This window comes from Sphingomonas folli, assembly GCF_019429525.1.
GTDB lineage: Bacteria > Pseudomonadota > Alphaproteobacteria > Sphingomonadales > Sphingomonadaceae > Sphingomonas > Sphingomonas folii.
In genome coordinates this window covers 13,439-39,066 of sequence record NZ_JAHXZL010000001.1, presented here as the reverse complement: position 1 = coordinate 39,066, position 25,628 = coordinate 13,439, and the positions used below count along the sequence as shown (strand labels likewise).

Annotated in this window: 21 protein-coding genes and 2 pseudogenes; 13 read left to right on the top strand and 10 right to left on the bottom strand. The window is 64.7% G+C overall.

Translation table 11 applies throughout. The features are described 5' to 3' along the window. Positions 1-158 precede the first annotated feature (158 nt). Positions 159-1,844: a hypothetical protein gene (locus KZ813_RS00180; RefSeq protein WP_219752987.1), complete on the top strand. Its 1,686-nt coding sequence runs from the start codon at positions 159-161 to the stop codon at positions 1,842-1,844. Continuing rightward, positions 1,841-4,180, top strand: a complete 2,340-nt coding sequence (locus tag KZ813_RS00175; RefSeq protein WP_219752986.1) for a phospholipase D-like domain-containing protein — start codon at positions 1,841-1,843, stop codon at positions 4,178-4,180. The genes KZ813_RS00180 and KZ813_RS00175 overlap by 4 nt, the downstream gene beginning before the upstream one ends. Before the next feature lie 288 nt (positions 4,181-4,468). Here the strand turns inward: KZ813_RS00175 and KZ813_RS00170 are convergent, their stop codons facing one another. The 3 genes from KZ813_RS00170 to KZ813_RS00160 are packed head-to-tail and all read right to left on the bottom strand — an operon-like array spanning position 4,469 to position 8,225. Then, positions 4,469-5,623: a copper resistance protein B gene (locus tag KZ813_RS00170; protein ID WP_219752985.1), complete on the bottom strand. Its 1,155-nt coding sequence runs from the start codon at positions 5,621-5,623 to the stop codon at positions 4,469-4,471. Continuing rightward, positions 5,620-7,461 carry a copper resistance system multicopper oxidase gene (locus tag KZ813_RS00165; protein ID WP_219752984.1) on the bottom strand — a complete coding sequence of 614 codons (1,842 nt, stop codon included), beginning with the start codon at positions 7,459-7,461 and terminating at the stop codon, positions 5,620-5,622. The genes KZ813_RS00170 and KZ813_RS00165 overlap by 4 nt, the downstream gene beginning before the upstream one ends. Beyond that, on the bottom strand, positions 7,461-8,225 hold the full coding sequence (locus tag KZ813_RS00160; protein WP_219752983.1) for a MauE/DoxX family redox-associated membrane protein: 765 nt from the start codon (positions 8,223-8,225) through the stop codon (positions 7,461-7,463). The genes KZ813_RS00165 and KZ813_RS00160 overlap by 1 nt, the downstream gene beginning before the upstream one ends. Before the next feature lie 62 nt (positions 8,226-8,287). Here KZ813_RS00160 and KZ813_RS00155 point away from each other — a divergent pair, with 62 nt between their 5' ends. Then, complete coding sequence (locus KZ813_RS00155; RefSeq protein WP_219752982.1) at positions 8,288-8,692, top strand: MerR family DNA-binding protein; 405 nt, start codon at positions 8,288-8,290, stop codon at positions 8,690-8,692. 278 nt (positions 8,693-8,970) lie between these two features. Here KZ813_RS00155 and KZ813_RS20455 read toward each other — a convergent pair whose 3' ends face one another. Further along, entirely contained in the window at positions 8,971-9,660 is a 690-nt protein-coding gene (locus KZ813_RS20455; RefSeq protein WP_219752981.1) for a FadR/GntR family transcriptional regulator, read from the bottom strand. Positions 9,661-9,803: 143 nt separating this feature from the next. On the opposite strand from KZ813_RS20455, the gene KZ813_RS00145 reads away from it, so the two are divergent. Then, positions 9,804-10,181, top strand: coding sequence for a hypothetical protein (locus tag KZ813_RS00145; RefSeq protein ID WP_219752980.1), 378 nt, complete (start codon positions 9,804-9,806; stop codon positions 10,179-10,181). A gap of 407 nt (positions 10,182-10,588) precedes the next feature. On the opposite strand, the gene KZ813_RS00140 is transcribed toward KZ813_RS00145, so the two are convergent. Further along, positions 10,589-10,783, bottom strand: coding sequence for a hypothetical protein (locus KZ813_RS00140; RefSeq protein WP_219752979.1), 195 nt, complete (start codon positions 10,781-10,783; stop codon positions 10,589-10,591). A 323-nt stretch (positions 10,784-11,106) separates the two neighbouring features. On the opposite strand from KZ813_RS00140, the pseudogene KZ813_RS20450 reads away from it, so the two are divergent. Next, positions 11,107-11,286, top strand: a pseudogene (locus tag KZ813_RS20450) (integrase core domain-containing protein); the annotation flags it as partial. 187 nt (positions 11,287-11,473) lie between these two features. On the opposite strand, the gene KZ813_RS00130 reads toward KZ813_RS20450, so the two are convergent. After that, complete coding sequence (locus tag KZ813_RS00130) at positions 11,474-12,820, bottom strand: family 43 glycosylhydrolase (protein ID WP_219753364.1); 1,347 nt, start codon at positions 12,818-12,820, stop codon at positions 11,474-11,476. 693 nt (positions 12,821-13,513) lie between these two features. After that, positions 13,514-14,164 carry a cation efflux transmembrane domain-containing protein gene (locus KZ813_RS00125; RefSeq protein WP_219752978.1) on the bottom strand — a complete coding sequence of 217 codons (651 nt, stop codon included), beginning with the start codon at positions 14,162-14,164 and terminating at the stop codon, positions 13,514-13,516. 300 nt (positions 14,165-14,464) lie between these two features. On the opposite strand from KZ813_RS00125, the gene KZ813_RS00120 reads away from it, so the two are divergent. Beyond that, positions 14,465-14,764: a calponin homology domain-containing protein gene (locus KZ813_RS00120; protein ID WP_219752977.1), complete on the top strand. Its 300-nt coding sequence runs from the start codon at positions 14,465-14,467 to the stop codon at positions 14,762-14,764. A gap of 90 nt (positions 14,765-14,854) precedes the next feature. Here the strand turns inward: KZ813_RS00120 and KZ813_RS00115 are convergent, their stop codons facing one another. After that, positions 14,855-15,379 (bottom strand): GNAT family N-acetyltransferase, encoded by a 525-nt coding sequence (locus KZ813_RS00115; RefSeq protein WP_219752976.1) that lies wholly within the window; start codon positions 15,377-15,379, stop codon positions 14,855-14,857. A 54-nt stretch (positions 15,380-15,433) separates the two neighbouring features. Further along, positions 15,434-17,842 (bottom strand): TonB-dependent receptor, encoded by a 2,409-nt coding sequence (locus KZ813_RS00110; RefSeq protein WP_373369231.1) that lies wholly within the window; start codon positions 17,840-17,842, stop codon positions 15,434-15,436. Positions 17,843-18,548: 706 nt separating this feature from the next. On the opposite strand from KZ813_RS00110, the gene KZ813_RS00105 reads away from it, so the two are divergent. From KZ813_RS00105 to KZ813_RS00085, 6 genes are all read left to right on the top strand, one after another. Next, positions 18,549-19,118, top strand: a complete 570-nt coding sequence (locus KZ813_RS00105) for a hypothetical protein (RefSeq protein ID WP_219752974.1) — start codon at positions 18,549-18,551, stop codon at positions 19,116-19,118. A gap of 8 nt (positions 19,119-19,126) precedes the next feature. Continuing rightward, positions 19,127-20,128, top strand: a complete 1,002-nt coding sequence (locus KZ813_RS00100; RefSeq protein ID WP_219752973.1) for an MvdC/MvdD family ATP grasp protein — start codon at positions 19,127-19,129, stop codon at positions 20,126-20,128. A 587-nt stretch (positions 20,129-20,715) separates the two neighbouring features. Beyond that, positions 20,716-20,874, top strand: a complete 159-nt coding sequence (gene yhhA / locus KZ813_RS20445; RefSeq protein ID WP_373369230.1) for a YhhA family cyclophane-containing RiPP — start codon at positions 20,716-20,718, stop codon at positions 20,872-20,874. Between the two features lie 20 nt (positions 20,875-20,894). After that, entirely contained in the window at positions 20,895-22,010 is a 1,116-nt protein-coding gene (gene yhhB / locus KZ813_RS00095; protein ID WP_219752972.1) for a cyclophane-forming radical SAM/SPASM peptide maturase YhhB, read from the top strand. Then, the gene (gene yhhC / locus KZ813_RS00090) at positions 22,010-22,591 is read left to right on the top strand and encodes a cyclophane-containing peptide 2OG-Fe(II) oxygenase YhhC (protein WP_219752971.1); all 582 of its coding nucleotides are present in this window, start codon (positions 22,010-22,012) and stop codon (positions 22,589-22,591) included. The genes yhhB and yhhC overlap by 1 nt, the downstream gene beginning before the upstream one ends. After that, positions 22,588-23,433: an aKG-HExxH-type peptide beta-hydroxylase gene (locus tag KZ813_RS00085; RefSeq protein WP_219752970.1), complete on the top strand. Its 846-nt coding sequence runs from the start codon at positions 22,588-22,590 to the stop codon at positions 23,431-23,433. Before yhhC ends, KZ813_RS00085 begins: the two co-directional genes overlap by 4 nt. Positions 23,434-23,664: 231 nt before the next feature. Here KZ813_RS00085 and KZ813_RS00075 read toward each other — a convergent pair. After that, positions 23,665-24,495 (bottom strand): annotated as a pseudogene (locus KZ813_RS00075) (IS3 family transposase); the annotation flags it as partial. A gap of 64 nt (positions 24,496-24,559) precedes the next feature. On the opposite strand from KZ813_RS00075, the gene KZ813_RS00070 reads away from it, so the two are divergent. Next, positions 24,560-25,594 (top strand): IS110 family RNA-guided transposase, encoded by a 1,035-nt coding sequence (locus tag KZ813_RS00070; RefSeq protein ID WP_219752967.1) that lies wholly within the window; start codon positions 24,560-24,562, stop codon positions 25,592-25,594. The last annotated feature ends 34 nt before the right edge of the window (positions 25,595-25,628 follow it).

Genomic DNA, 25,628 nt, shown 5'->3' with positions numbered 1-25,628 from the left:
GAAAGGTGTCGCGCGATCAATTCCACGGGTGGATCCTGGCAACCAGCAGAATGGGCAAGTAGGCCGCCTGGATACGACCAGGTCGCGCGGCACTGCTCAAGCTGATCGTCGGGTCGACGTGCCGGGCCGAACACCGCCTTTGATGTCGCCGACACGTCATGTTGCATGACGATGTCATGCGCATCGATCGCATGACTCGGCGCTTGAGTTCAGCTCATCGTTCCACCCGCTTCGGACTCGATTGCCGCTCCGCTCTTGGCGAAGCCTCGCCTGGCGCTAGCATCGCCTATCGACGATGTACTGCAGAAAAGGGGGCCTGGGCATTGATCGGTGATCCTGACTGGACGGATCGTATGGACAAGCGTGGCCTCGACCCGCTTGGCATGCAGAATGCCGGCGTTGCGCTCTACCAGTCGCTGCTGCCCGGCATCAGCAACGTCACGTTGCGGATGCGCTACTACGGCTACTACTGCTGGGTGAGTGACGCCTACGCCCGCTCCGGAGCGTCCGACGAGTTCGCCGCCTGGCGAAGCTGGGTGCGCAGGGCTGAGGCGATCTACGCCCTGGTGTCATCGAGTGCGACAGGTCAGGTTGGTGTTGGCGGTGTCGAATGGGCCGATCGACGGCTGGCGCTTAAAGAGGACGTGATCGACTTCGCCGAGGCCGCATCCAACGAGGCCGGGGTGGTCCGCTATCTACGGCAATCGCTCGGCGTCTTCGGAGGCGCCTACTACTCGCAGATGGTAGATATGGGACTGTTCCGCCGAGGCGAGCACGGTATCCAGCGCGCGACCAACGGAGTCGGCCTCGAAACTGCGAGCGCGTTCCGGACATCGATCGGTCCGGCCGTGGAAGCGCTCCTCCTGACAAGCATCTCGTCGGCTCGGGTAGCCCGCGCCGACCTGTCACGGCTGGCTGCCATCGTGCCGTCGGCGATCCCGGATGTCCAATACGAGCGGAGCTGCTACGAACGCCTTCTGTTCGTCCCGGCCGAAACAAACGACCGTGACGCGAGCCGGGCGGCTTCGCTCCGGCTTATCTTGATAACCGCGCAGGCGCTGGGCTGTCGACCGAATGGCGATATGGTACGATGGCACCTGTTTGCGGCAGCGCCGCTGGCCGCGGCGGACCTGGAGCGACAGCGTATCCGCTGGGAGGCCTATCAATGCCAGGACCTGATGCAGATCGCGGCCGCCTCGCTGCTCGATTGGTCAACGGAACTCATGGGCGAGTTCGACTCGGGACGAACTCCCGCGGAGATCGGTGCGGAGGTCCAAGCGCGCCTGCTGGTCAGCGCGGCTGAGGCCGGTTGCAAAGCGGATGTCTCGTGGGCTTCCCTGCGGGCAGATCTGGATCCAGACGAGTTCGACTACCGTGGCGCGGCGGCGCGTCTCATCAGCCGTCGCGGCACAGCCGAGGGGAAGGCATGGGACGCAATCCGGCTGATGGCAGCCCTCGACGGTCGCGTGGCGAGCAGGCCCGAGCTGTCGCAGGTAGCTACGCGCGAGTTCAAGCCGCAGGGGCCGGCCCGGTCTGTCACAACGGAGCTCGCCTGGCTGGGCCAACACGCGGACAGGTCGATCCATGAGGTGATCGCCTCCTTTGTCGTCGAGCGGGTCGTCCGCCGGCATAGCTGGGTCGCGATGCAGAAGTTGCGGCGACAGCGCGATTACACGTTTCTGTTCGATTCGCGAGACGGCCGGCTCGTGCGAAGGAGCGGCTACCCCCCCGTCCCCACCAACCCTAGACTTGGTCCAGCCATCCAATTCCTGGAGGACATAGGGCTTATTGGCCGCGCCGGCGTTACGGAACGAGCGCTCTCCCTCATCGGAGCGACGAAGTGAAGTACCCCGAGCGCATGTCGCGGCGCGGGTCCCGACCCTTCCATACGACCATCGCGACCACGTTCTCGATCGAGTTCGCCGCCCTGGAGGAGCTCATGCTTCCCCATGTCCTGGCAAGCGGCGCGACCAACCTGCTGGTGGTCGCGGATGAGCGGATGGCCTCGATGTCCCTGTCCGACGGCTCTCCGCTGCCGCGCCAGCTCGGACGTGACTACGAATTGATCTCGCCGCCCGTCTCGGACGGGCTCTTCCATCCCAAGATCCTGCTGCAGGTTGGCCGGCGCTCGGGAAGGCTGTTCGTCGGCTCGGCCAACGTGACGGCGGCGGGGCTCGCCGGGAACGCCGAAACCGTGATGGAGATCGAGTGTGGTGACGAGCCCAGCCCCGAGCGTGAGATCGTGCGATCAGCATGGCGGTATCTCGACACCCTCGTGCCACGCGACAGCCGCACCGCGCGGGACGCCCTGATCTGGGCCGCCGAGCGGGCGCCGTGGCTTGCCGGCGCGGAGCCGAGCCCGCTTCAACTGCTCGATGACGGAACTGGCGTTGCCTTCCTCGTTCGACGTGCCGATGCCGGCATTGGCACGAGGTTCGTCGACCTCGTTGGTGGGGATGCGGTGGAGCGCCTTGTCGTCGCGAGCCCCTATTGGGATGAGGATCTTCGCGCCCTCTCCGGGCTGGTGGCGTCGCTCTCGCCGGCTTCCACCGCAGTGCTGCTTGACCCGGCCGGCACGGAGTTCCCGGTCGACGTGCCCCTTCCGAGCGGCGTTTCGCTGCGCGCCTACCCCTCCTCCCTTGGAGGTCGGTTCAAGCATGCCAAGTTCCTCATCGCCTCGACCGCCACTCACGACCATCTGCTCATCGGAAGCGCCAACTGCACCGTAGCCGCGCTCGGCGGACGCGGCCACGGCGGGTCGAATGCGGAGGCGTGCATATACCGATCGCTCGCCCGAGACCGGGCCGTGGACGCACTCGGCCTGGCGGAGTGCCTCTCCGCCGACGGGCTCGATCCATCGAAGGTCAAGAAGATCGAGTGGTCTCCACCGATCCCTTTCGCGGAACTCGGCTCCCGTCGCGCAGGCACCTTCGAGCTGGACGGATGCACGCTCGGCTGGTCGCCCCCGCCCTGCTTGAGCGGGAGGGGACGGCTTCGACTGCTTGACATCTTCGGCTTCGACGTCGGCGAGATCCAATTTGATCTGCCGCTAGAAGACTCCCGGACGACCTTCCTGGTCGAAGGCGCAGACTCCCAGGATCTTGCGTTCGTGGTCGTGGAGCAGGACGGCTTCGTCTCAAACCCTGCTCACATCTCCCATCGCCCGCTTCTCCGTCGACGACGTCGCGAAGTCGCGAGCGGTGCCGTCGCCAAGGCCATTGGAGCCTTCGACGCCGGCGCCGACCTTGACCTCTGGCTACACCAGGCATTTGACGAACTCGCCCGTGCGGACATCGCCGCTCGCCCCGCCCCAACTCCGGCCGCGGCACGGCCGCACGGAGCCGCGCCTGCGAGCGAGGACAAGGTGGAACGGCATCTCAGCTACGAGGAGTTCATGGAGGTCCGTTCGCCGGACAGCCGCGCCGTCGGCCGAAAGGACTGCGCGCTCGCGGGAACGCACTCGGACATCGTACGCGGTTTTCTGAACCTTCTGATAGGTGGCGCATCCAATCACTCCCCGGCGCAGGCAGGGACCTTCGATGACAGTTGGATGGAGCTGGGCGACGAGGATCAGGAGAGGGACCTTGATGAGGAGACGCGACGTGCCGAGGCCGACGCCGTGGAGCCTGCGATCGAGCCGCCCCCCGCCACACGGCGGATCGATGGCGGCCAATACGAGAAAATGGTCCGCGCCTACGTCGCAAAACTGACCGTTGACGAAGGGGCATGCGGGCCGAGCGACGTGCTCCGCCTCCGTTTCTGGCTCACGATGCTGCTACACAAGGCCAGGCATGACGGATTGCCGCAGGGCTTGGCGGCTGATGTCGGCGAGCAGGGATGGCCGAGAATGGCGCTGCGCGTCGTGGCGGCCTTCTTCTGCGGCCGCAGAGCGCCGATCAAGCGCCTGATGATCTCGCGAGAGTTCATCGAAATGCCAGTCGACTTCCTGGAGTGCTGGGCGACGGTGCTCTGGGTGCTTGAAGCGATCGAACGGGCTGTGCCGAGCTCCTCGCACAGTCGCGAGTTCCTGGCCTTCGTCGTCAGGCTGCGGCGCGCGGTGGTGAAGGTCCTCGGCCTGACACCAGCGGAACTCTCGGGCGAGACCATGAGCAGTTTGCGTTCGGCGCTAGAGCGCAGCTTCGGCGCACGGCTGCAACTCCGATCAGGTCGGGCAGCATGATCGGTGTTGCCGCTGGAGCGCGCAAGCTGCCTCGCCGTCATTTCGTCGCCAACGATAGGCTGTTGGCGTCGGACGTACGCGGACACAAGCTCGCTCCCCACCTCGTCCGAAGCCACAGGGCCTCCAACCTGCGCACCGGCGTACATCGACAGTCCGGAGCGCGAATCAGATCAACACGGCCGATACCAGCGCCTTGATGGTGAGGTACAGCATCAGGGTCGACCGAAGCGATGATCGGTCGATGGGGCACGTCATGCGGAACACGGAGCGCAGGTCGTCCGCTTCGGTTCAGAACCAGGCTCGCATGCCAGCGACGAAGCCGAGACCGCTGACATCGATGCCGCGGGTTCGTGCGAGATGCGCCGTATGCCCCAAACGCCCTTCCCACGAAACGCCTACGTAGGGGGCCAGTCGGCGCGACTTCTCGTAGCGCAGTCGCAAGCCGAGTTCGAGATCGGTCAGGCCGGCCCCCGTGGCGGTCTCGCGCACGTTCTGCAACGCGACGTTGGCTTCGATCCGCGGCTGCAGCACCACGAACTGGGTCAGTCGCTGATCGTACCAGGCTTCGGCTCGAGCCAGCACGTCGCCCTTGTCGGACACGAACACGGCGCCCTCGACGTCGAACCAGTATGGCGCCAGACCCTCGATCCCGATCGTCGCGTAGGTTCGTGCCGGATCCGGACTAACATCGTGGCGGACGCCTACCTGCAGGTTCCAATATGGATCGAGCGCGTGGCTGTATAGCGCCTGGACCTCACCCGATTCCAGACCTCGCCCCCGAGTCCCCTCGCCTTCTCCCTTGATCGTCAGGCGGTCAATGTCGCCACCTATCCATCCCTGCCCGTCCCACCGGTAGCCGTCGCGACCCTTGCGAACCTGATACTCGGCAATGTTCATCAGCACCTGATAGTACGTCATCCCGCCATGCTCGCGACGGAGATCATACTTTCGCGATCGGGCCATCGCTTCACCTCCCCAGAAGCGATCGGCGAGATGGTCGGGTTGAGGAGCTGGCGCCGGCGCTTTGCCCGGCGCAAGATCGGTCCCGACCTTCGCCGCGCCCGCCCGACCCACTGGCGTGATGTCGGTTCGGATAGGCATTGATCCGGCGTCCATTCCCGGCATCGATGACATATGGTGGCCCGCGCGTGGTCCCGCGTGCGGAACCGCCGCTGCGGGCGCCGTCGTGCCGCCATGGCTCGGATGATCGGTCTTCGCGGGCGCTGGGGCGGGAGGGCGGACCTTGCTCGCCTGCGGTGCAGTGCCGCGCCGCGGTGTCGCTCTCTTCGCAGTTATCGGCTTCGAAGCCTCGCGGGCATCCGGCTTGGGCGCGGGCTTCGCCGGCATCCTCATCCCCGACATGCTGTGCATGGAGTGGTCCGAGCCCTGCGCCAGAACGGGCGTGGCGACGAGCGAGGCGAGGCCGAGGAGGGGTCCCTTCATGCCGGGGCTCCCTGGGGCGAGCGCACCTGTACGACCTGCATCATTCCCGCATGCATGTGGTAGAGCATGTGGCAGTGGAACGCCCAGTCGCCCTCGACCGCGGTGACGTCCCAGCTGACCTTGCCCCCGGGCTGGACGATGACGGTGTGCTTGCGCGGGGAAAAGGCGCCGTGTCCCGTCACAAGTTCGAAGAAGTGGCCGTGGAGGTGGATCGGGTGACCCATCATCGTGTCGTTGACGAGCGTCACCCGGACACGTTCGCCGGCGAGAAACGGGATCGGCGCCTTGACCTCCGACAGCTTCTCGCCGTCGAACGACCACATGTAGCGCTCCATGTTGCCGGTCAGGTGTATCTCCAACTCGCGTACCGGCGCCCGCACGTCGGGGTTCGGTTCGACCGCCATCAGATCGCGGTAGGTCAGGACACGGTGCCCTACGTCCTCCAGCCCCTGCCCCGGATCGCCGGTGCGATCGACCGGCATCGGCGAGATGGTCTGGACGCCGGGACCCCTCCTCACGCCCGGCGCATTGCCGAAGTCGCGCATCTTCATGCCGGCCATGTCATGCCCGCCTGCAACCGGCGCGGGGGTTGACGGTGCGGGGCTTGCCGGCATGGTGTGCCCCATCGACGCATGATCCATCGGCGCCGGCGTGGCAGGCATCGCATGTCCCATCGCGGCATGGTCCATGCCCTGCATGGTGCCGGCTTCGCCCATGTCGTGCCCGCCCATCCCCATGTCCTTCATCGAGGCGACGGGACGCTTGCGCAGCGGCGGCACCGCGGCCGCCATTCCCTCGTGCGGGGCGAGCGTCATCCGGGCCATGCCCGATCGATCGACGCTCTCGCCGACCAGCGTGTACGCGCGTTCGTCGGTCGGTGTGACGATCACGTCATAGGTCTCGGCGACGCCGATCTGGAACTCGTCGACCTCCACCGGACGGACGTTCATGCCGTCCGAGGCGACCACCGAAAGCCTCAGCCCCGGCACCCGCACGTTGAAGGTCGTCATCGCCGAGGCATTTACGATCCGCAGGCGCACGCGCTCGCCTGGGCGGAACAACGCGGTCCAGTTGTCCCGAGGGCCATGGCCGTTGACGAGATAGGTGTAGGTGGAGCCGGTCACATCGGCGACGTCGGTCGGGTCCATACGCATCCCGCCCCACATCAGCCGATCCTTCAGCGGCTGATCCTCACCCGCCAGCAGACCGGCGAGCGTCTGCTGCTGGCGGTTGAAGTAGCCCGACTGCTTCTTCAGTCTCATGAAAATGGCATGCGGGTGGAGCGGGCTTCGGTCGGACAGCACCACGACGTGCTCGCGATCCGATCGCACCGGATCGCTTCCGGCCGGGTCGATCACGATAGGGCCGTAATGCCCCTCCTGCTCCTGCAGCCCGGAGTGGCTGTGATACCAGTAGGTGCCGGCCTGGATGACGGGGAAGTCGTAGGTGAAGCTCGATCGGGCCGGGATGCCAGGGAAGGACACCCCCGGAACGCCGTCCATCTGAAACGGCAGCAGCAGGCCATGCCAGTGGACCGAGGTCTGCTCGTCCAAAGCGTTCTCCACGTGGATCCGGGCCCGCTGCCCCTCGCGGAGCCGGATCAGCGGCCCGGGCACCGTGCCGTTGATGCCGATGCCGTGCATCCGCCTGCCGTCGACCGTCACCATCTGGTGCGCGACGCGCAGCTTGATCTCATCGCCAAAGACGGTCGGTAAAGGGCGGACGACGCCGCTCGACACCGCCTTTGCCCAGGCCGGCATACAAGCCGCCAGCGCGGCACCACCGCCAACCGCAGCGCTCCCGCGCATGACCTGGCGACGATCGAACGAAGCGCCCATCAGTGCGCACCGGCCAGCGCAGCGGGCTCCGCTACCATCCAGATCGCCATCGCGACCATCATCAGGTTCTCGGTGAGCGAGATGAAGCCGAGAGGCACAGCGCTCCCGCCCCCCACGCAGGCGCACCTCAGCTCGCGCTTGTCGATGTAGACCGCCTTGAAGACCGACACCGCACCGATAAGGCCGATGACGAGTGCAATCGGCACGGACAGCCAGGTCAACGTGCCGGCGACCATCAGCACGCCCGCCGCCGCCTCCGCGTACGGATAGATGTAGGAGTAGGGCACCCACCGTCTGGCCAGAAGGTCATAGCCGAGAAACATGCTCGAGAAGCTGTCGATATCCTGGAGCTTGAGCATGGCGAGGACGACCATCGAGAAGCCGATGAACCACTCGCCCGCCCGGACCGTGAATGGCGAGCCGAACGCCGCATAGCTCGCGCCCAGCGCCATGAGCACCGTCATCGAGAACACCGTCATCACCGGGCGGTACGTGACGACCGTCGGATCGCGGACCGTCTTGCCGAAGAAGCGACGCAGGTCGTCGAAGCCGCCCACGTGCTCGCCGCCGATGAAGATCTGCGGTGTCGTGCGGACGTCGCGTTCCGCCTTGAAGGCATCCTGCTCCTCACGCGTCGTCAGCCAGTGATCCTCGACCTCGTACCCTTGGCGAAGCAGCAGGTCCTTGGCCTTCAATCCGTATGGGCAGACGTGGGTCTGCATCACCATCCTGTAGATGCTGGCACTCTTCGCCGCCGCGGCCATGTCACTTCTCCGAGAGATCGTGACACCTATATGGGGTACGTACCATGGTCCGGAGTCAAGTCATGTCGTCCCTCACCATCGCAGGGCTCGCACGCGCAGGTGGCGTGGGCGTCGAAACCGTGCGCTTCTACCAGCGCCGCGGCTTGCTCGAGACGCCCGCAAGACCCATTCGGAACGGTGTTGCGGGAAGCGTCCGACGGTACGACCCGGAGGCTCTACGCCGCCTCCGCTTCATCCGGGCGGCGCAATCCGCCGGTTTCACGCTCGAGGAGATCGGAGAGTTGTTGCAGCTCGACGCCGCCGACGATCGTGCACGGGCGCGTGAGATGGCGGGTCGCCGCCTGTCGGAATTGGATCGCAAGATCGCGGAGATGCAAGCGGCACGGACGGCGCTGGCGCGTCTTGCTCAGGACTGCAGCCGATCCGAGACTGGCCCCTGTCCGATCCTGGCGGCGTTCGACACGTGACGCGGTTCCGATAGACCACCGTCCGCCTCCCAGGATGCCTCCGGGCGCACCTTCGAGCGGATGGAATGGCACCGGCTCTGACATTGACAGGCTTCCGCGATGCCGATCGAACGTCCTCGTCGATCTGCGGATGGATTAGCATGCCCACCAGGCGAAGTAGGCTCGCGGATCGCGCGCGGGCTGATGACCGAGCAGCGTTCCTGCGGATCGGTTTCGGGAGGTGCAGGTTCACTGCCACCTAAACTTCAACCCCAGTTGCCCACAGTTCATCTCAGCGATCAGTCGCCCAATGCGACTGCTCCGTACTCGGCTATGGTGAGAGCCACTCCATCGAAATGCGAGTGCATGGCCCTTCTTGCCGCAAGGGGATCACCCTCTCGAAGAGAACCAAGGATTGCACGGTGCTCATGCACGCGCGTTTCAGTGACCCTCGCGCCTCCTCTGATCTGCGCCGTGCAGCACTCAGCGCAGACGCTGCGAATGCGCCAGAGCCGTTCGACGAGGCGCGAGATGGCGGCGTTACCGGTGGCTTGCGCTATCTCGAGATGGAACTGCCTATCAAGGACATTCACGCGATAATAGTCCTCCTTGTCGGCCTCCATCTCCGAAGTCATAGCTTCAAGCCGCTTTATCTGCCGCGCGTCGATCTCGATAGCCGCGATGGCAACGATCTCACCTTCGAAGATGCGACGACCTTCAATCCATTCACCCGGGACAGCCCGTTCCTGCCGAGCGACATCGTACCCGCCACCTTGCCTCGCGATCAGATTGCCCGTGACCTCCAAGGCAATCAGAGCTTCACGCATCACGGGTCTACTGACCTTGAACTGATCCGCTAGCACCCGTTCGGACGGCAGCCTTCGATCAGGCGAGTAGATGCCGCGATGTATCCGCTGGAGCAGAGCAAGGCCAACAGACTGATAGAGCCTCGTCGGCGCGCTGATGAAATCCGCACCAGTGTCACGCAATGGCCTTCTCCCCTACGCATCCACACCCGCAGGCTAGCCGGTGAGGCTTCGCGGCATGACGTCAGAACGCTTGTCAGGCTCGAGGAACGACGAGCTGAGCAATTCCGCTGCCAAGATCTCCATCGATCGTGCTATGCGCGCACATGGCAAGGGCAGATCCCGTCGTTCTCGTGTTCATAACCGTCCTATTCGGCTTCGTGATGTGCGTAATCGCGTCGCGCGCGAATGCGAAGCTGATGAGAGAGCGCCGATTGCCGATGCAGTGGTGGTTCGATGGCACAGTCACGTGGTCGGCGCCGCGTCGATTGGCGTTGGCCTTCGTGCCCGTGCTGGGATCTGTCGTACTCACTGCCCTGTGCGTGCTCGCGAACTGGGCTCGACCAAGGGCCGGTCAGGAGGGGATGGTCCTACCGTCCTTCATCGTCATCGGCATGTTCTTCGTGGGGACGCAGGTCCTCCACATCCGGCTGATCAGTCGCTCGTTGAAGCACTACGATCGGGATCCGACGATGTCGCGCTGACATGGCTCAAAGTACGCTGCATGTTGCAGCGCCGTCACGCCAATCGCCCTTCCGTGTTCGAGGGCCGCTTCGAGCTGCAGCGGAAGGACCGGTGGACGACTTGCGACGCAAGGCGTCCATGTCCGACGGCCGGGCTGATGGTCGCGATCCCCTGCTGCATGGGCCATTGTGGGCTGTCGGCTGGCGCGACGGCCGCCGGCGCGCCGACGCGTACTTGCCGAAGCGATCGGAGCGTCTCGCTCCGGGGAAGGCCGTGCATTCCGCGCACATGCCCTGGCGGAGCGGTGCTGGTGTATCAGAGCGCCTCGTCCAGGATCATCGACCGGGTCCAGCATCCCGCGATCGGCTCCAGGGAACACGAAAGGCCCGTTTCATGCTTCCGTTCACCCTGGCGGATGGCTGACCGCCTACCGAACGAGCGCGTCACGACGCTTCAGGAATTTCGCTTCGGTGACCCTCCCCCAGCCAGGTATCAGAGAACGCTCCCGGTCGTTCAGGCTGCAGAGAGCCTCCCAGTTCCGCACGCCACGACGGGCCAGGAAGTCGATCGTGCTCCTGTAGAGAGGGAGCCCGAACGCCTCGATGGGGTCGATGCGACTCATGCAAACATCGTACAGCTTCGGCAGATCGCGGTCGAGCCATCGCGCCTGAGCGCCATCCGCGTGCGCTTGCGCTTTCGTACACGCAGGATCGACCGAGCAAGCGCCGCTCATCGGCGACACACGACGAACAGATTGTTCAGGACGCCGCGTCGGCACCATCGTCCACGACCTGATGGGCGTTCCGGGTGGCTCGACGAGGCGCGCAGTGCGATGACGCGGATCTCTTCGACCCGCCGTGCGCCGGGAGGAACCAGTTGGACAGGAGGCCGGAGTTCATCTCGAAGGCTCTCGACCTCTCGACCTGAGAGGATGGCGTCGCGCCGGTTTCGGGTCGGCCGGGCAAGCTCACGGACAATGCCTCCTTCGTTTCCTTCAACGGGCGGCTTGGGAACGAGTGCCTGAGTACGCGTTGGCTTCTGTGCCGGGAGGACGCGCGGGCCAAGCTCGAGGCTTGCCGGCGGGACTACAACAGATCCTTCCTCACACATGTCATGGCTGGCTAATCCGGGTATCATATGTTGCCGCCGCGGCAGCGGTCGCCGCCCGATGATAGCCGAACCCCGACCACTCGGCTCGGATGAGAAACCGGCGAACACCCGGGTCCGGAGCGTCGGAGAGCCTCCGAGGCGCTGCAAGCGAACCCGCACCTCGGATCGGTTCACTTGCGTCGGTCGCCGGCACGACCTGCGTCTAGGAAGGGAAGGTCCAATCGAGGATGTCCGCTCCCTGCGGGAAGCTGAGCCGGACATAGCGCGCGGTGCCCAATGCCGGCACCTTGATCGGCGACCCGGTCATCTCGGACAGCGGCACGACGCGTCGCCAGCGAACACCATCGCTTGACGTCGAGACGGAGAAGCTGAGCGGCGTAGCGGGCGTCGCGGAGCGTATCAAACTCGCCGTGGCCGCGGTGGCCGTGCCGAGATCGGCCTGCAGCCAGGTGTCGCCGGCGGGTGCGCGCCACCCGGTCGCATAATCGTCATCGCCCGCCCCGGCCGCCGCATGGCCCGGCTCGGCGGTTGACGCGGTCATCGTCACCCGGCGCGCGGCGTCCCTCCTTGGCGCCGCGCCATGGATCGTGGCGCCGACGCGTGTCGGCGTCACCCGCACCAGCCGGTCGCCCTTGACGATCAGCCGATCGACCGCGATCTGGCGCCGCACCGGTCCGCCCGGGACGAACGGCAGCGCCTGACGATGGTAGAGGATCAGGTCATGGCCGCCGTCTCGAAAGATGGCGTGGTGACCCGGACTGATCACCTGTCGCGCCCTGTCGGTAGCGAGGATCGGTACGTCCATCGGCTCGGTGAACGGCCCCAAAGGCGAATCGCCCACCGCGTAACGCACCTGGTATGTGTCGGTGGTGGTGTTGCCCCAGCTGTAGGTCAGGAAATATCGCCCGTCGCGCTTCAGCATGAAGGGTGCCTCGAAGTAATGCGCGGGTGTGACGTCGCGAGGGACGCCATCGAAGGTCACCATGTCTGGTCGCAGCTTGACCACGAAACAATGGCCGTTGACCCAGTTTAGGCCCGATCCCCAATAGAGGTACGCTTGACCATCGTCGTCGATGAACGCCTCCGCATCGATCATGTGGAGCCCTGGCCGATAATCACGCGGGATCAGAGGCTTTCCGCCATTCGCGTCGCGCCACGGCCCAGCCGGGTGAGCGGCGGTACCGACCCAGATCTCGTTGCCAATCGAGACGTACATCCAGAAGCGCCCGTCGCTCGTCTTCACGACCGATGGCGCCCAGACCTTGCTCTTGCCGGAGGTCGGGCTGGTCGCCGCCGCCTTTGTGGGCCAGTCAGGCGTCGAGAAGGTCCAGTGGCGGAAGTCGCGCGAACGCCACAGGCCCAGCGTGTCACCACCCCACGGATCTATCGTCGCGTAGATGAACCATTCGCCATCGTGGCTGACGATCGATGGATCCGCGAAATAGCCCGGGATCACCGGATTGCCGGCCATCCCTTCAGGCGCGGAGGCCCAGCAGCCCGCCGCTAGCGACAAGGAGGCGGCGCCCGCCGGAATGCGTCTCCACGACATCGTCACGCGCCCCGTCCTCGCACCGTTCCCGCTCCTCACGCCGAGCCGCATCCGTCTGGCGTAGAGAACCAGAACAGCATGACATGGCGCAAGGGCTTGCTTCCCCTATGCCTCGTGAGCGCCTCGCCGATCGACCATGACTACCTTCGTGTGTCCAGCGAGCAACACCATGCCGAATGAGGCGGTTTAAGGCCGGTGGTCGAACCAAGGGCGTCTATGCACACCAAACTAGATCAAGGGAGGCAAGCTGCCGTTGCTGATTTCGCGGTGCATCGTGGTAGATCTCGCGATCAATCGCCGTCTTATCGTTTCCGACCGCTGTGCCAGCAAAGGGGTCTTGTGGTGGGGTCGATGTCCCCGCCGGCGGCGCGGAAGCCTTTCACCCCTGCATTCCACTTCGTCAATGTGCCGATGGCGATCGTCGCGGGGTAGCGCTCGGCCCGGGTGCGCATAAGTCCGAGCAGTTCCTCGCCACCGACGCCGTCGGGAAGCCGGCATGATTGTGGGAGCGCGAAGTGCACCTGACGCGCCTGTGAGCTTCGTCGATCACGATCACTCCTCGGTGACAGCGTGCCAGATAGATCGAGGCGGTCAGGCCGTCCCGGAGGACCTCTCAAGATCAGGGCATCGTCCTTCATCGTGTTCGCGTGCCCTTCGCTCGCAGTGGGTGGCCGAAGTTCGGCATGGAGCGGGTCAATACGAGGTTTCAGGCAGAACAGGCCGTGCAGCGCGCCACGCCGGGACCGCCTGGGCCAACACTCGCCATGCCGAGCGCAGAAATACCAGCGCGATGACACCGCCCACCATCAGATCCGGCCAAGCCGCGCCGGAGGACGCGACAAGTCCGGCAGCGATCAGCACGCCGACGTTCGATGCCACGTCGTTGCGCGAGCATTCGAAGGTGCTAGACATGTTGACGTTCTCCCGACGGAACCGCCACAGCAGAGCAAGGCAGCCGAGGTTGGCGGCCAGTGCGATCCCACCGAAGACCAGCATCAGCGAGGAGGAAGGTGGCACGCCGTTCGCGATCTTGTCGACAATCTGGACGGAGACCGCCACGCCGAACATCAGTATGATGCCACCCTTCGCGATTGCCGCGCCGGCCTCCCAGCGGGCGCCGCGATGCAGGGCGTAGAGGCTGAGTGCGTAGACCACCGCATCGCCGAGCATGTCGACCGAGTCCGCCATGAGCGCCGAGGACCCAGCCACGACACCGGCGCAGAACTCGGCGAGGAACATCGCCAGGTTGATGACCATGACGATTACGAGCTCTCGCCGTCGCTCGACCTTCCGACCAAGCGCGGCGATCGCATCGCCCTTTCTGGAACAGCATTCGTCCGACATGAATCATGCTCTTGAAGAAGGTTCGGACGGCCCATATGAACCCTCGACCTACTTGAGGGTCAAGGAGGAAAGCGGGATGTCGATCGCGGAGCTTCCACTCGGCGGGCGCCAGACGGACACGACCCTGCCATATGCAGCGAACGGGCTGACCCCGTTGCGCCGGCGGCATACCGACGGCGACACCCGGATCAGCCTGCGTCCTAATCATCGATGACTGGCGGTCGTGCTCACCATCATCACGAGGGTTCATGATCGGTCGTCGGTGCCTTACAACCGACCGCATACCAGGGAGGTAACAGCTTGCGAACTCTCCTCGTGCTCGTCCCACTCGCCGTCGCCTCCAGCTGCGGATCGCCAGACTCGCCGTCCGACGAGGGACTGTCCTCCAACATGACGCTGCACAACGTCACCGAGCTGGTCGAGAACGCCCCCCTTCGCGACGAGCTCGACGCCGAGTGCGCGAAGTGGAAGGGGTCTCAGCGGCCGCCGATGAGTTGGCCTTCGGTCGTCGTTCAGAACTGCAACAGTGTCGACGGCGCCAAGCAGTTCATCAGGAGCAAGAAGGACATCGAGGAACTGCGAAAGGGCATGGGCATCTGAAGATCGCTTTCAGGCAGCCGATGAGAAGACCCGACGCGCGCCTGCGATGTCAGCGGCTCCCCGCCCGGATCGAGAGATCGTTCAGGCGGCTTAAGTCGTGCCGTCAACTCGCGGACACGCGTGAGACGCAACGGCACCGCAGAGCTCCTGTTTGAAGATGAGGCTGTCTCGGTCCGGAAAGGCGTAACCGGCGGGCAGGTCAGTCCGGCTTGCACGGTGGAACCCCATGCGCTCGTAGAAGGCGTGCGAGCGCGTGGCCACGGCCGGCGTGTCCAACAGGATTGCCGTCAGATGCTGCGCCATGGTCCAGGCTAGAGCGCGTTCGTACAAGGCATGGGCCACGCCCCCCCTTCCTCGATGGTCCTGCCGGACGAAGAGCTTCTTGAGGACGCCGATCTCGCCGAAGCGCATCATTCCGATGGTGCCCACGATCTCGCCCCCGGCCGCCGCCAGCCAGAAGGCGCCTTGGCCGTAGGCATGGGCGAGATCGAGCAGCTCAGGCTGATCCTCGATGGCGACGTAAACGCCGACATCGTCGCGTTGGATGGCGAGGATGAAGGCCGCGATCTCTGGATCGCGTCCCCCTCTATACTCGACGATCTCGAAAGGCTGCATTCCGAATGCCCTACTACCCCCCGCGCTGCGGCGACGCCATTTAAGGAATCGTCGCTAGAACGACTTGCGCGCCGTCAGCCCGATCGTACGCGGTTGTATGACGCTGAAGCCGAGGCGTGCGCGGCCGCCGCGCTCACGATCGAAGGCGAGCCTGGCGTTCTCGTCGAGCAGGTTGTTGACGTAGACGGAGAGTTCCAGGCGACCAGGCAGGTTGAGGCCGGCGCTCAGGTTGACGAGCTCGTAGCTCGGCAGTTCGAGATCGAGCACGTTGGCCGCGGTGGCAGGCGCACCGCCGAATGTGAAACCGGGAACGAAGGTGCGCGGATTGCCCTCCTGATCTCCCGGCTGAGTGAAGCGGCTGCCGACGTGCTGGAACGCGGCGGTGAGGAAGGCGTCGCTCTCCGGCCCCACGGCGAAGGTGTAGGTGGCCGAGCCTGCCATCTGGAACCTGGGTACGGAAGGCAGCCGATTGCCGTCCCTTATGCCCTCGATCACGCTGCCGTCCGGTCGCGCCAGCGTGGAGTCGAACTTCGCCTGCACCACGCTTCCCGACAAGGACAGGTCGAACCCGACCATCGGCGTCGCAGCAAGCTCGAACTCGGCACCGACGGTATGTGCCTTCTCCACATTGAAGACCACTCGCGATGAACAGCTGCCGGCGTCGGCGGTCACCTGGAGATTGCTGATGTCGGTGTAGAAGCCGGCGGCATTGAAGCGTAGCGCACCAGCCTGCACCTTGATGCCACCCTCGTAGTTCCACAGACTCTCATCGTCGTACCGTGGAAAGCCACCGAACGTCGCTGCATCCCCCGGCCGGCATAACGGGAGGTTCAGCGGGTCGTTGACACCACCCAGTCGGAAGCCCTTCGCTGCCTGCGCGTTGAGCGTGATCGCCTCCGACAGCTCGTATTTGAGGAGGAAGCGCGGATTGAAGCCCTCCGATGCGGTACGATCGCGATTGTCGTCGAGATTGGTGAAGAGGCCGCCGGATCGGAAGGTCCGCTCCTCGTTGAAGGCGTAGTAGCGCAGGCCTGCGGTCGCGGTCAGCCGTTCCGAGAGGTCGTAGTTCAGCTCGGAGAAGATCGCGAGCTGCTTCAGAGTGTAGGGGATCGCCGCATTGTAGGGGGAGTCCGGCTCGAAGCCGTTCCGAACCGCCGTCGACCTGCCCGCGCCGAGCGTGGCGTCGGTGAAGGCGTCGTAGCCCGGCGTCGGGAGCGTCTGCTCGTACTTGCGGTCCGTATGGGCGTAGAAGCCGCCGAAGAGCCACTGGAAGGGACCATCGCCATTGGAGGCGAAACGCAGTTCCTGTGTGAACTGGTTTACCTTGGTGGTGTCGCGAAGGTTGGCAGGCAGCAGCACGCCGGCATCCGGAAAGCCGAGATCAGCCGATACGCTTCCGGTCAGGGCGCTCGCGTCGCGGCTGACAAGGATGTCCCGGTTCGTGAAGCTGGTGATCGACGTGAAATCGACGGGGCCGAGCGTCGCCGCGACATTGGCATCGGCGATCAGGATCTCGTCACGGAACGCCTCGTCGCGCAGCAGGTACTGCTCCCGCTTCCCGAGCTCAACCTGCGGCCTGACAGTCGTGAAGCGGTTGGCGAAGATGTTGTAGACGTCCTCCCGATTGAAGCCGTCGGTCTCGATCTTCTGATAGAGCACCCGCGGCGTGATGGAGACGTTCGGGGCAGGCTGGAGCAGCAATGACACCCGGCCGCCGTAGCGCTTGCCGGTGTTGACGTTGTCGTCTCGCCCACCCCCCTCGCGCAGCGCATCGATGAAGCCCGCGTAGCGCGTGAAGTATCCCACCGCACGCAGCGCGGCCGAGCTGCCGAGCGGGAGGTTGATCGCGCCCTTGATGTGCCCACCGACATCGTCCTCGGCCACCATGTTGACGTTGGCTTCGACCCGACCCTCGATGCGTTCGGTGGTCGGCTGGTTGGTGATGTAGCGGATCGTGCCACCTACCGAACCCGAGCCGAACAGCGTGCCCTGCGGTCCCCGCAGCGTCTCCACCCGGTTCAGATCGAAGAGGTCGAGGTCGGGGGTGAAGAGCGACAACGAGACCACCGTCTCGTCGAGGTAGATCCCCACCTGCTCCTTCACACCCGGCTGGTCGCGCGCGATCTGACCGGCCGACACGCCGCGCACAGCGACCTGACTCTGACCCGGACCGAGGTTCTGGATCGTCAGGCCGGCCACGTTGCGCGACAGATCCTCGAGCGTGCCCGCGTTGGCGCGCGCGATGTCGTCCTCCGTCTGCGCGTTGATCGAGAACGGCACGTCCTTGATCGACGTCGCACGCTTGGTGGCGGTGACGATGATGTCGTCCCGGGCGTCCGCGGAACCGCTCGCCTGAGCAACCTGTTCCGGCGCAGTCTGGGCAGCGGAAGTCGTCGCGGGCATCAGGCTCGCCGCCGCGAGAAGCAGACGTGATCGCCCACCGACCAGCACCTTGGTCATCATCCCCCCCCTTGTCGTTCTCCGGTCTGTCCTGCATCCCGGTAGTCACGTCATGCTAGTCGAAGCCCGTCGTGCGTCAATCGGCCCGGCATCGCCCGCCCCGCGAGGCTCTCGGATGGTGCCGAGCACTCGCGAAGCAGGTGACCGGAAGCGACCCACAGGGGAAGTCACAACCGACTGAAGTCAGATCGGTGTCGCAGGCAGGTACGCTGCGGGTCTTCGCGACCCGCATCGCGAGCGGCAGTGCATGCGCCAGCGGGGCTGTGAGAGCGGAGCTTCGCGGAAGCGCGCTGCGGCGCAGACGAGATTGAGCCGGGCCGGCATGGCAGGACATCCGCGATGCGAACGATCCCGGCTACCGAGATGACTGGCTGATCTGGACCACACACGTGGCGCCCAATCCAGGGCAAGCACAGGGTAAGGGTTTCGCTCTCGACCAGAGCAGACCACAAAATTCTTACAGTTCCGCCGCCTGAGGAAGAGTTCGCTTGCAACGCGAAGCCGCCGGGCGCATGCCCACTGCAAGTCGGACGATGCCTCGACTCGCGTGCACAACCGAACGCGACGGGTATTTCCACACCGCCGACTACTGGTCGCACGAGCGAGATCCGTGAAACGCGGATCCGACATCTAGCCAACGTCCGACGCGGCAGGATCGGAGATCACCGGTTCTACTTCGACCCGCGGCGAGACGACGATGGAGGTCTTGATGGCGACGACTCAGCCGAACACCACCGCGAGCGACACGGACCGCATCACACTCTACGGCATACCGTCATCCTTGAACGAGCGTGAGGACGTGCTCGTCATCCTGTTCTACGGCTACAAGGTGCATGACGCCGACGTCAGGATGCCTTCGGGACGGTCCTTCATCATCAGGAGAGAGGAGGTCATCTCGGACTCCCCTGTCGACGACTACTTGCGAGACGGCGAGCCTGTCCACGCCTATGACATTCCGCTCGCGAGCGAGCTGATCGAAGTCGTCCACCGACCTGTCCACCTAGGTGCCGAGATCGCCGACCTGACAGGAGGTACGATCGGCGGACTGCTCGCCTCCAGGATCGCCAAGCCGATCACGAGCGCGGACGAGGCCAGTCCAGCAGCCCTGCAGTTGGAGAGGACACGAAGCCTGCGGGCGCAACCGGGCAAGGCGCCCGCCGAGATCGCGGCGACGCGTTGCGGCACGCTCCGGCAGTCCTACACATGGTGCGGCGTCTTCTGGGTCAGCCTCGATCCCGATGGGGCGGACTGCGACCCTCTCGAAACCCTCCCCGCCTAGGTGGGCGCGTGATACTGATCGTCAGCGATCGCGCGGACCAGCAGATCTACCATGTGATGCTCGAGCTCGAGGAGCTCGGAGCGCGATTCGGTCTGTTCAATGCGGGAGATTTCCCCAGCAGAACCACGCTGCGGCAATCCGTCACGTCCGCCACCGAGACCTGTGAACTGGAACTCGAGGACGGCAGCTTGACGGACGCGTCGCGCATCGAAGCGGTCTGGTACCGGAAGCCCCGACGACCCCGCTTCCACCACAAGGTCGGCGTGCACGAACGCGAGTACGTCTATCACGAGGCAGTCGCCGGCCTGGCCGGGTTGTACGAGGCCCTCCGCGACGCCTACTGGATCAGTCCGCTCGAGAACATGCGGGCAGCATCCAACAAACTCGAACAACTCCGCCGGGCAAGACGGCTTGGGTTCACCATTCCAGACTCGCTCTTCACCAACTCCCGGGAGCTCGCCCGCACCTTCTTCCGCTCGACCAGGGCCGAGGGCAACGTGATCGTCAAGTCGATCGGCGAGCCAGCGCTCTATGAGCGTGCGGGGAGCTGGGACCCCGGCAGCGTGGTTGGAGAACTCTTCACGACGATCGTCGACGATGAAATCGCAGATATCCTCATAGAGCGCCTGGAGGCCGGTCCAGCCCTCTTCCAACGATACGTACCGAAGAGCCACGAACTCCGCGTGACGCTGGTGGAGGACCGCATCTTCGCGGCGGAGATCGACTCGCAAGTCGAGGAGCGTTCGCGCGTGGACTGGCGCCGAGGGGACGCACTTGAGCTTCCTCATCAGGAGTGCAAACTACCCGAGGTCGTCGCGGATCGCTGTCGAAGGCTGAGCCGGTCCTACGGCCTTCGCTACAGCGCCATCGACCTCATCGTCGACGAAGGGGGCAACTACGTCTTCCTGGAGATCAATCCCAATGGTCAGTACGGCTGGCTCGAAGCGAAGACGCCGTTGCGCATATCGCGCGCGATAGCCGAGTGCCTGCATCAACGGGGGGACTCGTGATCATACTCCGATCGAAGGATCACGGGAACATCGGCAGCCGTCGCGTTTACCCGAGCATCCCTCGAGACCGCGGCTGCGCACGCGGCTGCGGCCCCGACCACGAGGTCGACGAGCCCGCGACTCCGCCACCCCGACCATGATTGGGCGCTTCTACAAGCCGTACGCCGGCGGCTGGACGCGAATGACTGACAGGCGGGCACCCTTTCCAGGTCAATGCCAGTCGTGGTCCGGCAAGCGCGAGCGACGGTCCGCCTCGCCCAGCGACCGAGAGCCGCCTGTTCGGCCACAAAGTCGAGAAAACCGGTTGACCCATCTCAGTTCGCACTTAGTGCGGCGTCACCAGAATTCGAAGATTTCGAATATCTGCATCGATACATGCCGCGACTTGGTTCGATCTCCCGCTGACAACGCCCGTTCTCGATGTTGAATCTTAGCTTTAAACATCGAGGTGAGCATCCAGTATTTCCATACGCCACCGTCATGCCGCGGCAAGAGCCTGGCTCAGCTCCGTTGCTCACGAGCGGGGCGGGCTGGATGCGGATCGTCATCCGTGCTAGAGCGCTTGCAGGAACACGTGGAGATCCGAGTTGGACACCAGAGAGGCAGTCAGCGAGCGTGCCGGATACGAAGGGGAGCGTTTGGAGGTCGACAGCGCCGTCCTTTCGCGGCTCATCGAGGAGGTGAGGAATGGCGCGACAGGAGCGCCGACTGCGTACAACCGGATGCACAACCGGCATAATCGCTAGATCACGCGATTGGGTGCGGCATGATCTCGATCGACACCGTCCTCGTGAAGCTGGCGAGCCGCTGCAATCTGGATTGCGACTACTGCTACGTCTACCGCATGGGCGATGATGCCTGGAAGCTGCAGCCTAAACTGATCTCGCGTGACACGGTACAGGCTCTCGGGCGCAACCTCGCGCGGCTAGTTTCGAGCCAGGGGCGCCCGCTCAGCATCGTGTTCCATGGAGGTGAACCGCTCCTCATCGGTGCCCGGCGCTTCGAGGAGATCTGTGCCGATCTAAGGCGCGAGCTCCCCTCGCCCGTGGGTCTCCACGTGCAGACCAATGGCCTGCTGCTGACCGACGCCGTGATCGACATCTGCGCCCGTCACGATGTCGGCATCAGCATCAGTCTCGACGGTCCAGCATCGATCCACGATCGGCACCGCCTGGATCGGCGAGGGCGGGCTTCGCATCACGCCGTGATGGCGGCCATCGCACGTGTACTGTCGCACCCCAAGGGTGACTCGCTCCTGACGGGCCTTCTCTGCGTGATCGATCTGAACGTCGACCCAAGAGACGTCTACGCCTTCTTCAAGACCACCGGCACCGCCAGCGTCGACTTCCTATACCGCGACGGCAATCACGACGTCCTTCCCGTCGGCAAGTCGAGCATCCTCTCGACGGAGTATGGCGATTGGATGGTGCGGCTCCTCGACACCTACCTCGTCGATGCCTCACCGATCCGCATTCGTCTTCTCGATGACATGCTGAGGCTGATTCTCGGAGGGCGCGCAGTGAAGGAGGGCGTTGGAGACGACGAGTACGGCATCCTCGTGGTCGAGACCGACGGTTCCATCACCAAGAACGACACGCTCAAGTCGGCAGGCGGAACGGACAGGTTCGACGGAGCATGGAGTGTGCACGACGATATCGTCGATCTGGTCACGTCATCCTCCTTCGAGACGTACCATCGCGAGCAGCGGCCATCCTCACCCACATGCCTCTCCTGTCCGGATCTCACGATCTGCGGTGGTGGAATGCCGGCGCATCGTTGGAGCGCCGCCAACGGGCTTGATAACCCCAGTGTGTTCTGCGCCGACCAGAAGCGGCTTATCGAGCGGATGCGAACGCACCTGTCCCTCGGCAGGGCGGCGTGATGCTGCCCGATTTCACCCGGAGCGATCGGAAGGCGACCCCCTTCCCCCACTTCATCACCTCCGGCCTGCTCCCTGGCGATGTGGCGGATGCCCTTCTGCGATGGCTGGAGGAGGACGCGCCCTGGCAATTGCGGATCGCGGACTTCTATGAGCAGAACGAGTTCTCGCTCCTGGCCGTCACTCCACCGCCGGCTGCAGGCGTCGTGATCGCGCCCGAGTTCATCGAGGCGGTCGCCGCGGAACTCTCCAGTCGCCTCTCCTCGGGTTCTCTCGAGCTAGTCGACGTATGCGCACATCGCATGGAAGCCGGACAGACGATCCGCATCCACAACGACCATCTTGGCGATGGGCAGGAGACGCACCGCCTGGTCGTCCAGCTCAACAGGGGATGGTCGGTGGGGAACGGCGGCCTTCTCATGCTCTTCGCATCGGATGACCCGCGCAGCGTCACGGATGTCATCCTTCCCGTACACCGCAGCGCCTTCGGGTTCGAGATCTCCGACAACTCGCATCACGCGGTCTCCACCATCTCCATGGGCAGTCGCCTGTCGATCGTCTACACCTTCCGGAACGCTCGTTGACCAGGCTGCACGATCGCATCAGGCGGTCGCTGTCCGAACCCGCGTCGCGGTGGTACGACGGTTTGGCCGAGCCGCTTTCCGAGCTTGCGTGGCAGTCGCTGGCCCGACACGACATCGACACGTCGAACTATGGTACGGCGCGCGTCCTGGCGCTCTCCTCCCAGGCTCCTCGAAGGGGCTCCGTCATGCGCGATGCGGGCATGCAACGCGCGATCCCACTCGAACTGTACGACGTCGCCATGCTATCTCGCTATGGCACCATCGGCTTACGTGAACCAAGGAGTGACCTGGACACCCGGCACTTCGAACAGTCTCTCAGAGAAGCCATGGCGTGGATCGACATGGCTCCTGGTGCTGCGAGGGCCGTGCGAGCGCTTGTCTGGTCCGTGACCCCGGTCGATGTGGAGGGTCCCGAGTACGACACCGGCTACAGCGATCCCGGAGTTCCGTTCTCAATCTTCGTAGGGGCGCACAAGGCAAACCACGAAGTACCCGCCATCCGGCTCGCCGAAGGCGTCCTGCACGAGGCGATGCACCTGCAGTTGAGCCTGATCGAGGACCTCGTGCCGCTCGTTGCCGGCGAGGCGGAGTATCGACACTCACCGTGGCAGAGCCGACTCCGCCCCACGCAAGGGGTGCTGCATGGGCTCTACGTGTTCAAGGCGGTTCAGGACTGGTTGACCGTCGTCAGCGCCGGCACGCATGTCGATGCGGCAACCCTCGTCCACTGCCGTAAGCGAATGGTCGAGATCGCCGCCGAGTGCGCGCAGTTGCAGGATCTTACGGCGAGCCAGGACCTCACATCGGACGGCCGCCTACTGGCAACCGCCCTCCTGAAGTGAGATCGTTTTTCTGCAGCGGGTCCATGACCTTGATGATGAGAAATCGACGATCGAGCGCAGGACATTATCAAGCCGCCCTTGAGTACCTGGGTGCATTCTAGATCGAAGTGCGAAAACCTAGCTTAAGTGCGGGTTCCACCCGGCTGAGGGTTGCGCATGGGCCGCTACTGTCGTTGCCCCCTAAATGCCTGACGGGGCCTCGCGGGTTTGCGCGATGTACTCGCGGGGTGATCAGTAGCCCAGCGCCTTGTGCGGGTGCACCTCGTTGTAGTGGGTCAGCCAGGCCGGCAGCTGCTCCATGACGGTGCGTACATCGGGTTTGGGGTTCACGCGGACATAGTCGCTCTTGAGGGTGCGGACGAAGGCCTCTGCCATGCCGTTCGACTGCGGGCTGCTGACGGGTGTGGTGCGCGGGATCAGGCCGATGTCACGCGCGAAGCGTCTGGTGTCGCCGGCGACTTAGGGGCTGCCGTTGTCGGTGAGCCACTCGATGGGCACGGTCAGGCGGTTCACGGGGCCGAAGCGGTGCTCGACGGTGGCGACCATCAGGTCGCGGACGTCCTCGGCGGTGATGCCACCGGTAGTGGCGACGTGCCCCATCGCTTCCCGGTCACAGCAGTCGAGCGCAAAGGCGACGCGGACCTTCTCGCCGTTGTCGCAGCCGATCTCGAGCGCGTCGGAGCACCAGCGGGTGTTGCGCCGGTCGACCGAGACACGGCCGTCGTGGCGCCGCTCCTCGCTTTTGCCGCTATGGGGTTGGAGCAACAGGCCGTGAACCTTCATGACGCGGTAGACGCGCTTTGGATTGGGCGCTGCGCGCCCGGTCTGCTGGGCTTGGCGGCGCAGCAAAGCGTGCACGCGGCGGTATCCGTAGGTCGGTAGATCAGCAACAAGGGCGCGGATGTCGGCGATCAGCTCGGCGTCGGGCAGCGGCGGTCGTCCTCGCCGCTTGGGCGGTGGTCGGTTGCGCATGGCCGACAGGTGCTGGCGGCTGATACCGATAGCGTCGGCCACCGCGGTCACTGACTGTCCCCCGGCAACGAGGTCGAGCGCAACAGCAGTTTATGGGATGGCCCGCCCCTTATCATCCGGCACACTCCGTCGGCAGATCAAGAGGAGAGGACCGATGGCGAAGACACCAATTGCTACGCTCGGGATCGACCTGGGTAAGAACAGCTGCAGCTTGGCGGGAATGGACGCGAGCGGATCCGTGGTGTTGCGCAAGCGGATGACGCGGGAAGGGCTGATCAAATTCACTGGCGAACTGCCGGCTTGTGTCGTGGCGATGGAAGCGTGCTGTGGTGCTCATTATCTCGGGCGCACCTTCGAAACGCAGGGCCACACGGTGCGGTTGATGTCGCCGGAGTACGTGGCACCCTACGTGAAGGCGCAGAAGACCGACGACCGTGATGCGGAAGCGATCGCCGAGGCGGCCACTCGACCGACGATGCGCCTCGTCACGCTTAAGACCGAGGCACAGCTCGATCTGCAGGTTCTGCACCGAGCACGCGAGCGCCTCGTTGCAGGCCGGACGCGGCTGACCAACCAGCTTCGAGCCGTGCTGATCGAGCGAGGCGTGATCCTGCCCAAGCGTCGTTCGTGCTTGGCCAAGCGGCTCGACGAGATGATGAAGGACAAAGAGCTGGCGGTCAGTCCTCGCGCGCTTCGGTTAGTGCAGGATCTGCTCGAGGAATGGGCCAGCTTGGACCGGCGCATCGGCGCCTACAATGACGAACTCGCCGCGCTGACCCGCGAGGACGATATGGCGAGGCGGTTGGCGACAATCCCCGGGATTGGCACCATCAACGCCACGGCGCTTGTGGCGGCAGTCGGCGATGCATCTGCGTTCGCGAAGGGGCGCGATTTGGCAGCCTGGCTCGGGCTCACTCCGCGACAGCACTCGACCGGGGGCAAGACCAGGCTGATGGGCATCAGCAAGCGCGGCAACAAATACCTGCGGACACAACTGATCCATGGCGCGCGAGCCGCTTTGGCCCATTTCACGAAGAAGCCGACGCCAGTCGGTGCCTGGGTTAGTCGGATGCTCACCCGCGCTCATCCAAACGTCGTGGTCGTTGCACTCGCCGCCAAGCTCGCGCGCATTGTTTGGGCGGTGTTGCGACACGGCCGTGATTACCAACATGGGCCTGCGGTGGCCTGATGTAGAGATCGCGGCTGGCTTCCGGCTTGCCGCG

Coding starts and splice junctions, on each gene's coding strand:
- KZ813_RS00180 (WP_219752987.1), top strand. CDS start 159: ATGTTGCATGACGATGTCATGCGCATCGATCGCATGACTCGGCGCTTG.
- KZ813_RS00170 (WP_219752985.1), bottom strand. CDS start 5,623: ATGAAGGGACCCCTCCTCGGCCTCGCCTCGCTCGTCGCCACGCCCGTT.
- KZ813_RS00165 (WP_219752984.1), bottom strand. CDS start 7,461: ATGGGCGCTTCGTTCGATCGTCGCCAGGTCATGCGCGGGAGCGCTGCG.
- KZ813_RS00160 (WP_219752983.1), bottom strand. CDS start 8,225: ATGGCCGCGGCGGCGAAGAGTGCCAGCATCTACAGGATGGTGATGCAG.
- KZ813_RS00155 (WP_219752982.1), top strand. CDS start 8,288: ATGTCGTCCCTCACCATCGCAGGGCTCGCACGCGCAGGTGGCGTGGGC.
- KZ813_RS00145 (WP_219752980.1), top strand. CDS start 9,804: ATGGCAAGGGCAGATCCCGTCGTTCTCGTGTTCATAACCGTCCTATTC.
- KZ813_RS00140 (WP_219752979.1), bottom strand. CDS start 10,783: ATGAGTCGCATCGACCCCATCGAGGCGTTCGGGCTCCCTCTCTACAGG.
- KZ813_RS00130 (WP_219753364.1), bottom strand. CDS start 12,820: ATGTCGTGGAGACGCATTCCGGCGGGCGCCGCCTCCTTGTCGCTAGCG.
- KZ813_RS00125 (WP_219752978.1), bottom strand. CDS start 14,164: ATGTCGGACGAATGCTGTTCCAGAAAGGGCGATGCGATCGCCGCGCTT.
- KZ813_RS00115 (WP_219752976.1), bottom strand. CDS start 15,379: ATGCAGCCTTTCGAGATCGTCGAGTATAGAGGGGGACGCGATCCAGAG.
- KZ813_RS00110 (WP_373369231.1), bottom strand. CDS start 17,842: ATGATGACCAAGGTGCTGGTCGGTGGGCGATCACGTCTGCTTCTCGCG.
- KZ813_RS00105 (WP_219752974.1), top strand. CDS start 18,549: ATGGCGACGACTCAGCCGAACACCACCGCGAGCGACACGGACCGCATC.
- yhhB (WP_219752972.1), top strand. CDS start 20,895: ATGATCTCGATCGACACCGTCCTCGTGAAGCTGGCGAGCCGCTGCAAT.
- yhhC (WP_219752971.1), top strand. CDS start 22,010: ATGCTGCCCGATTTCACCCGGAGCGATCGGAAGGCGACCCCCTTCCCC.
- KZ813_RS00070 (WP_219752967.1), top strand. CDS start 24,560: ATGGCGAAGACACCAATTGCTACGCTCGGGATCGACCTGGGTAAGAAC.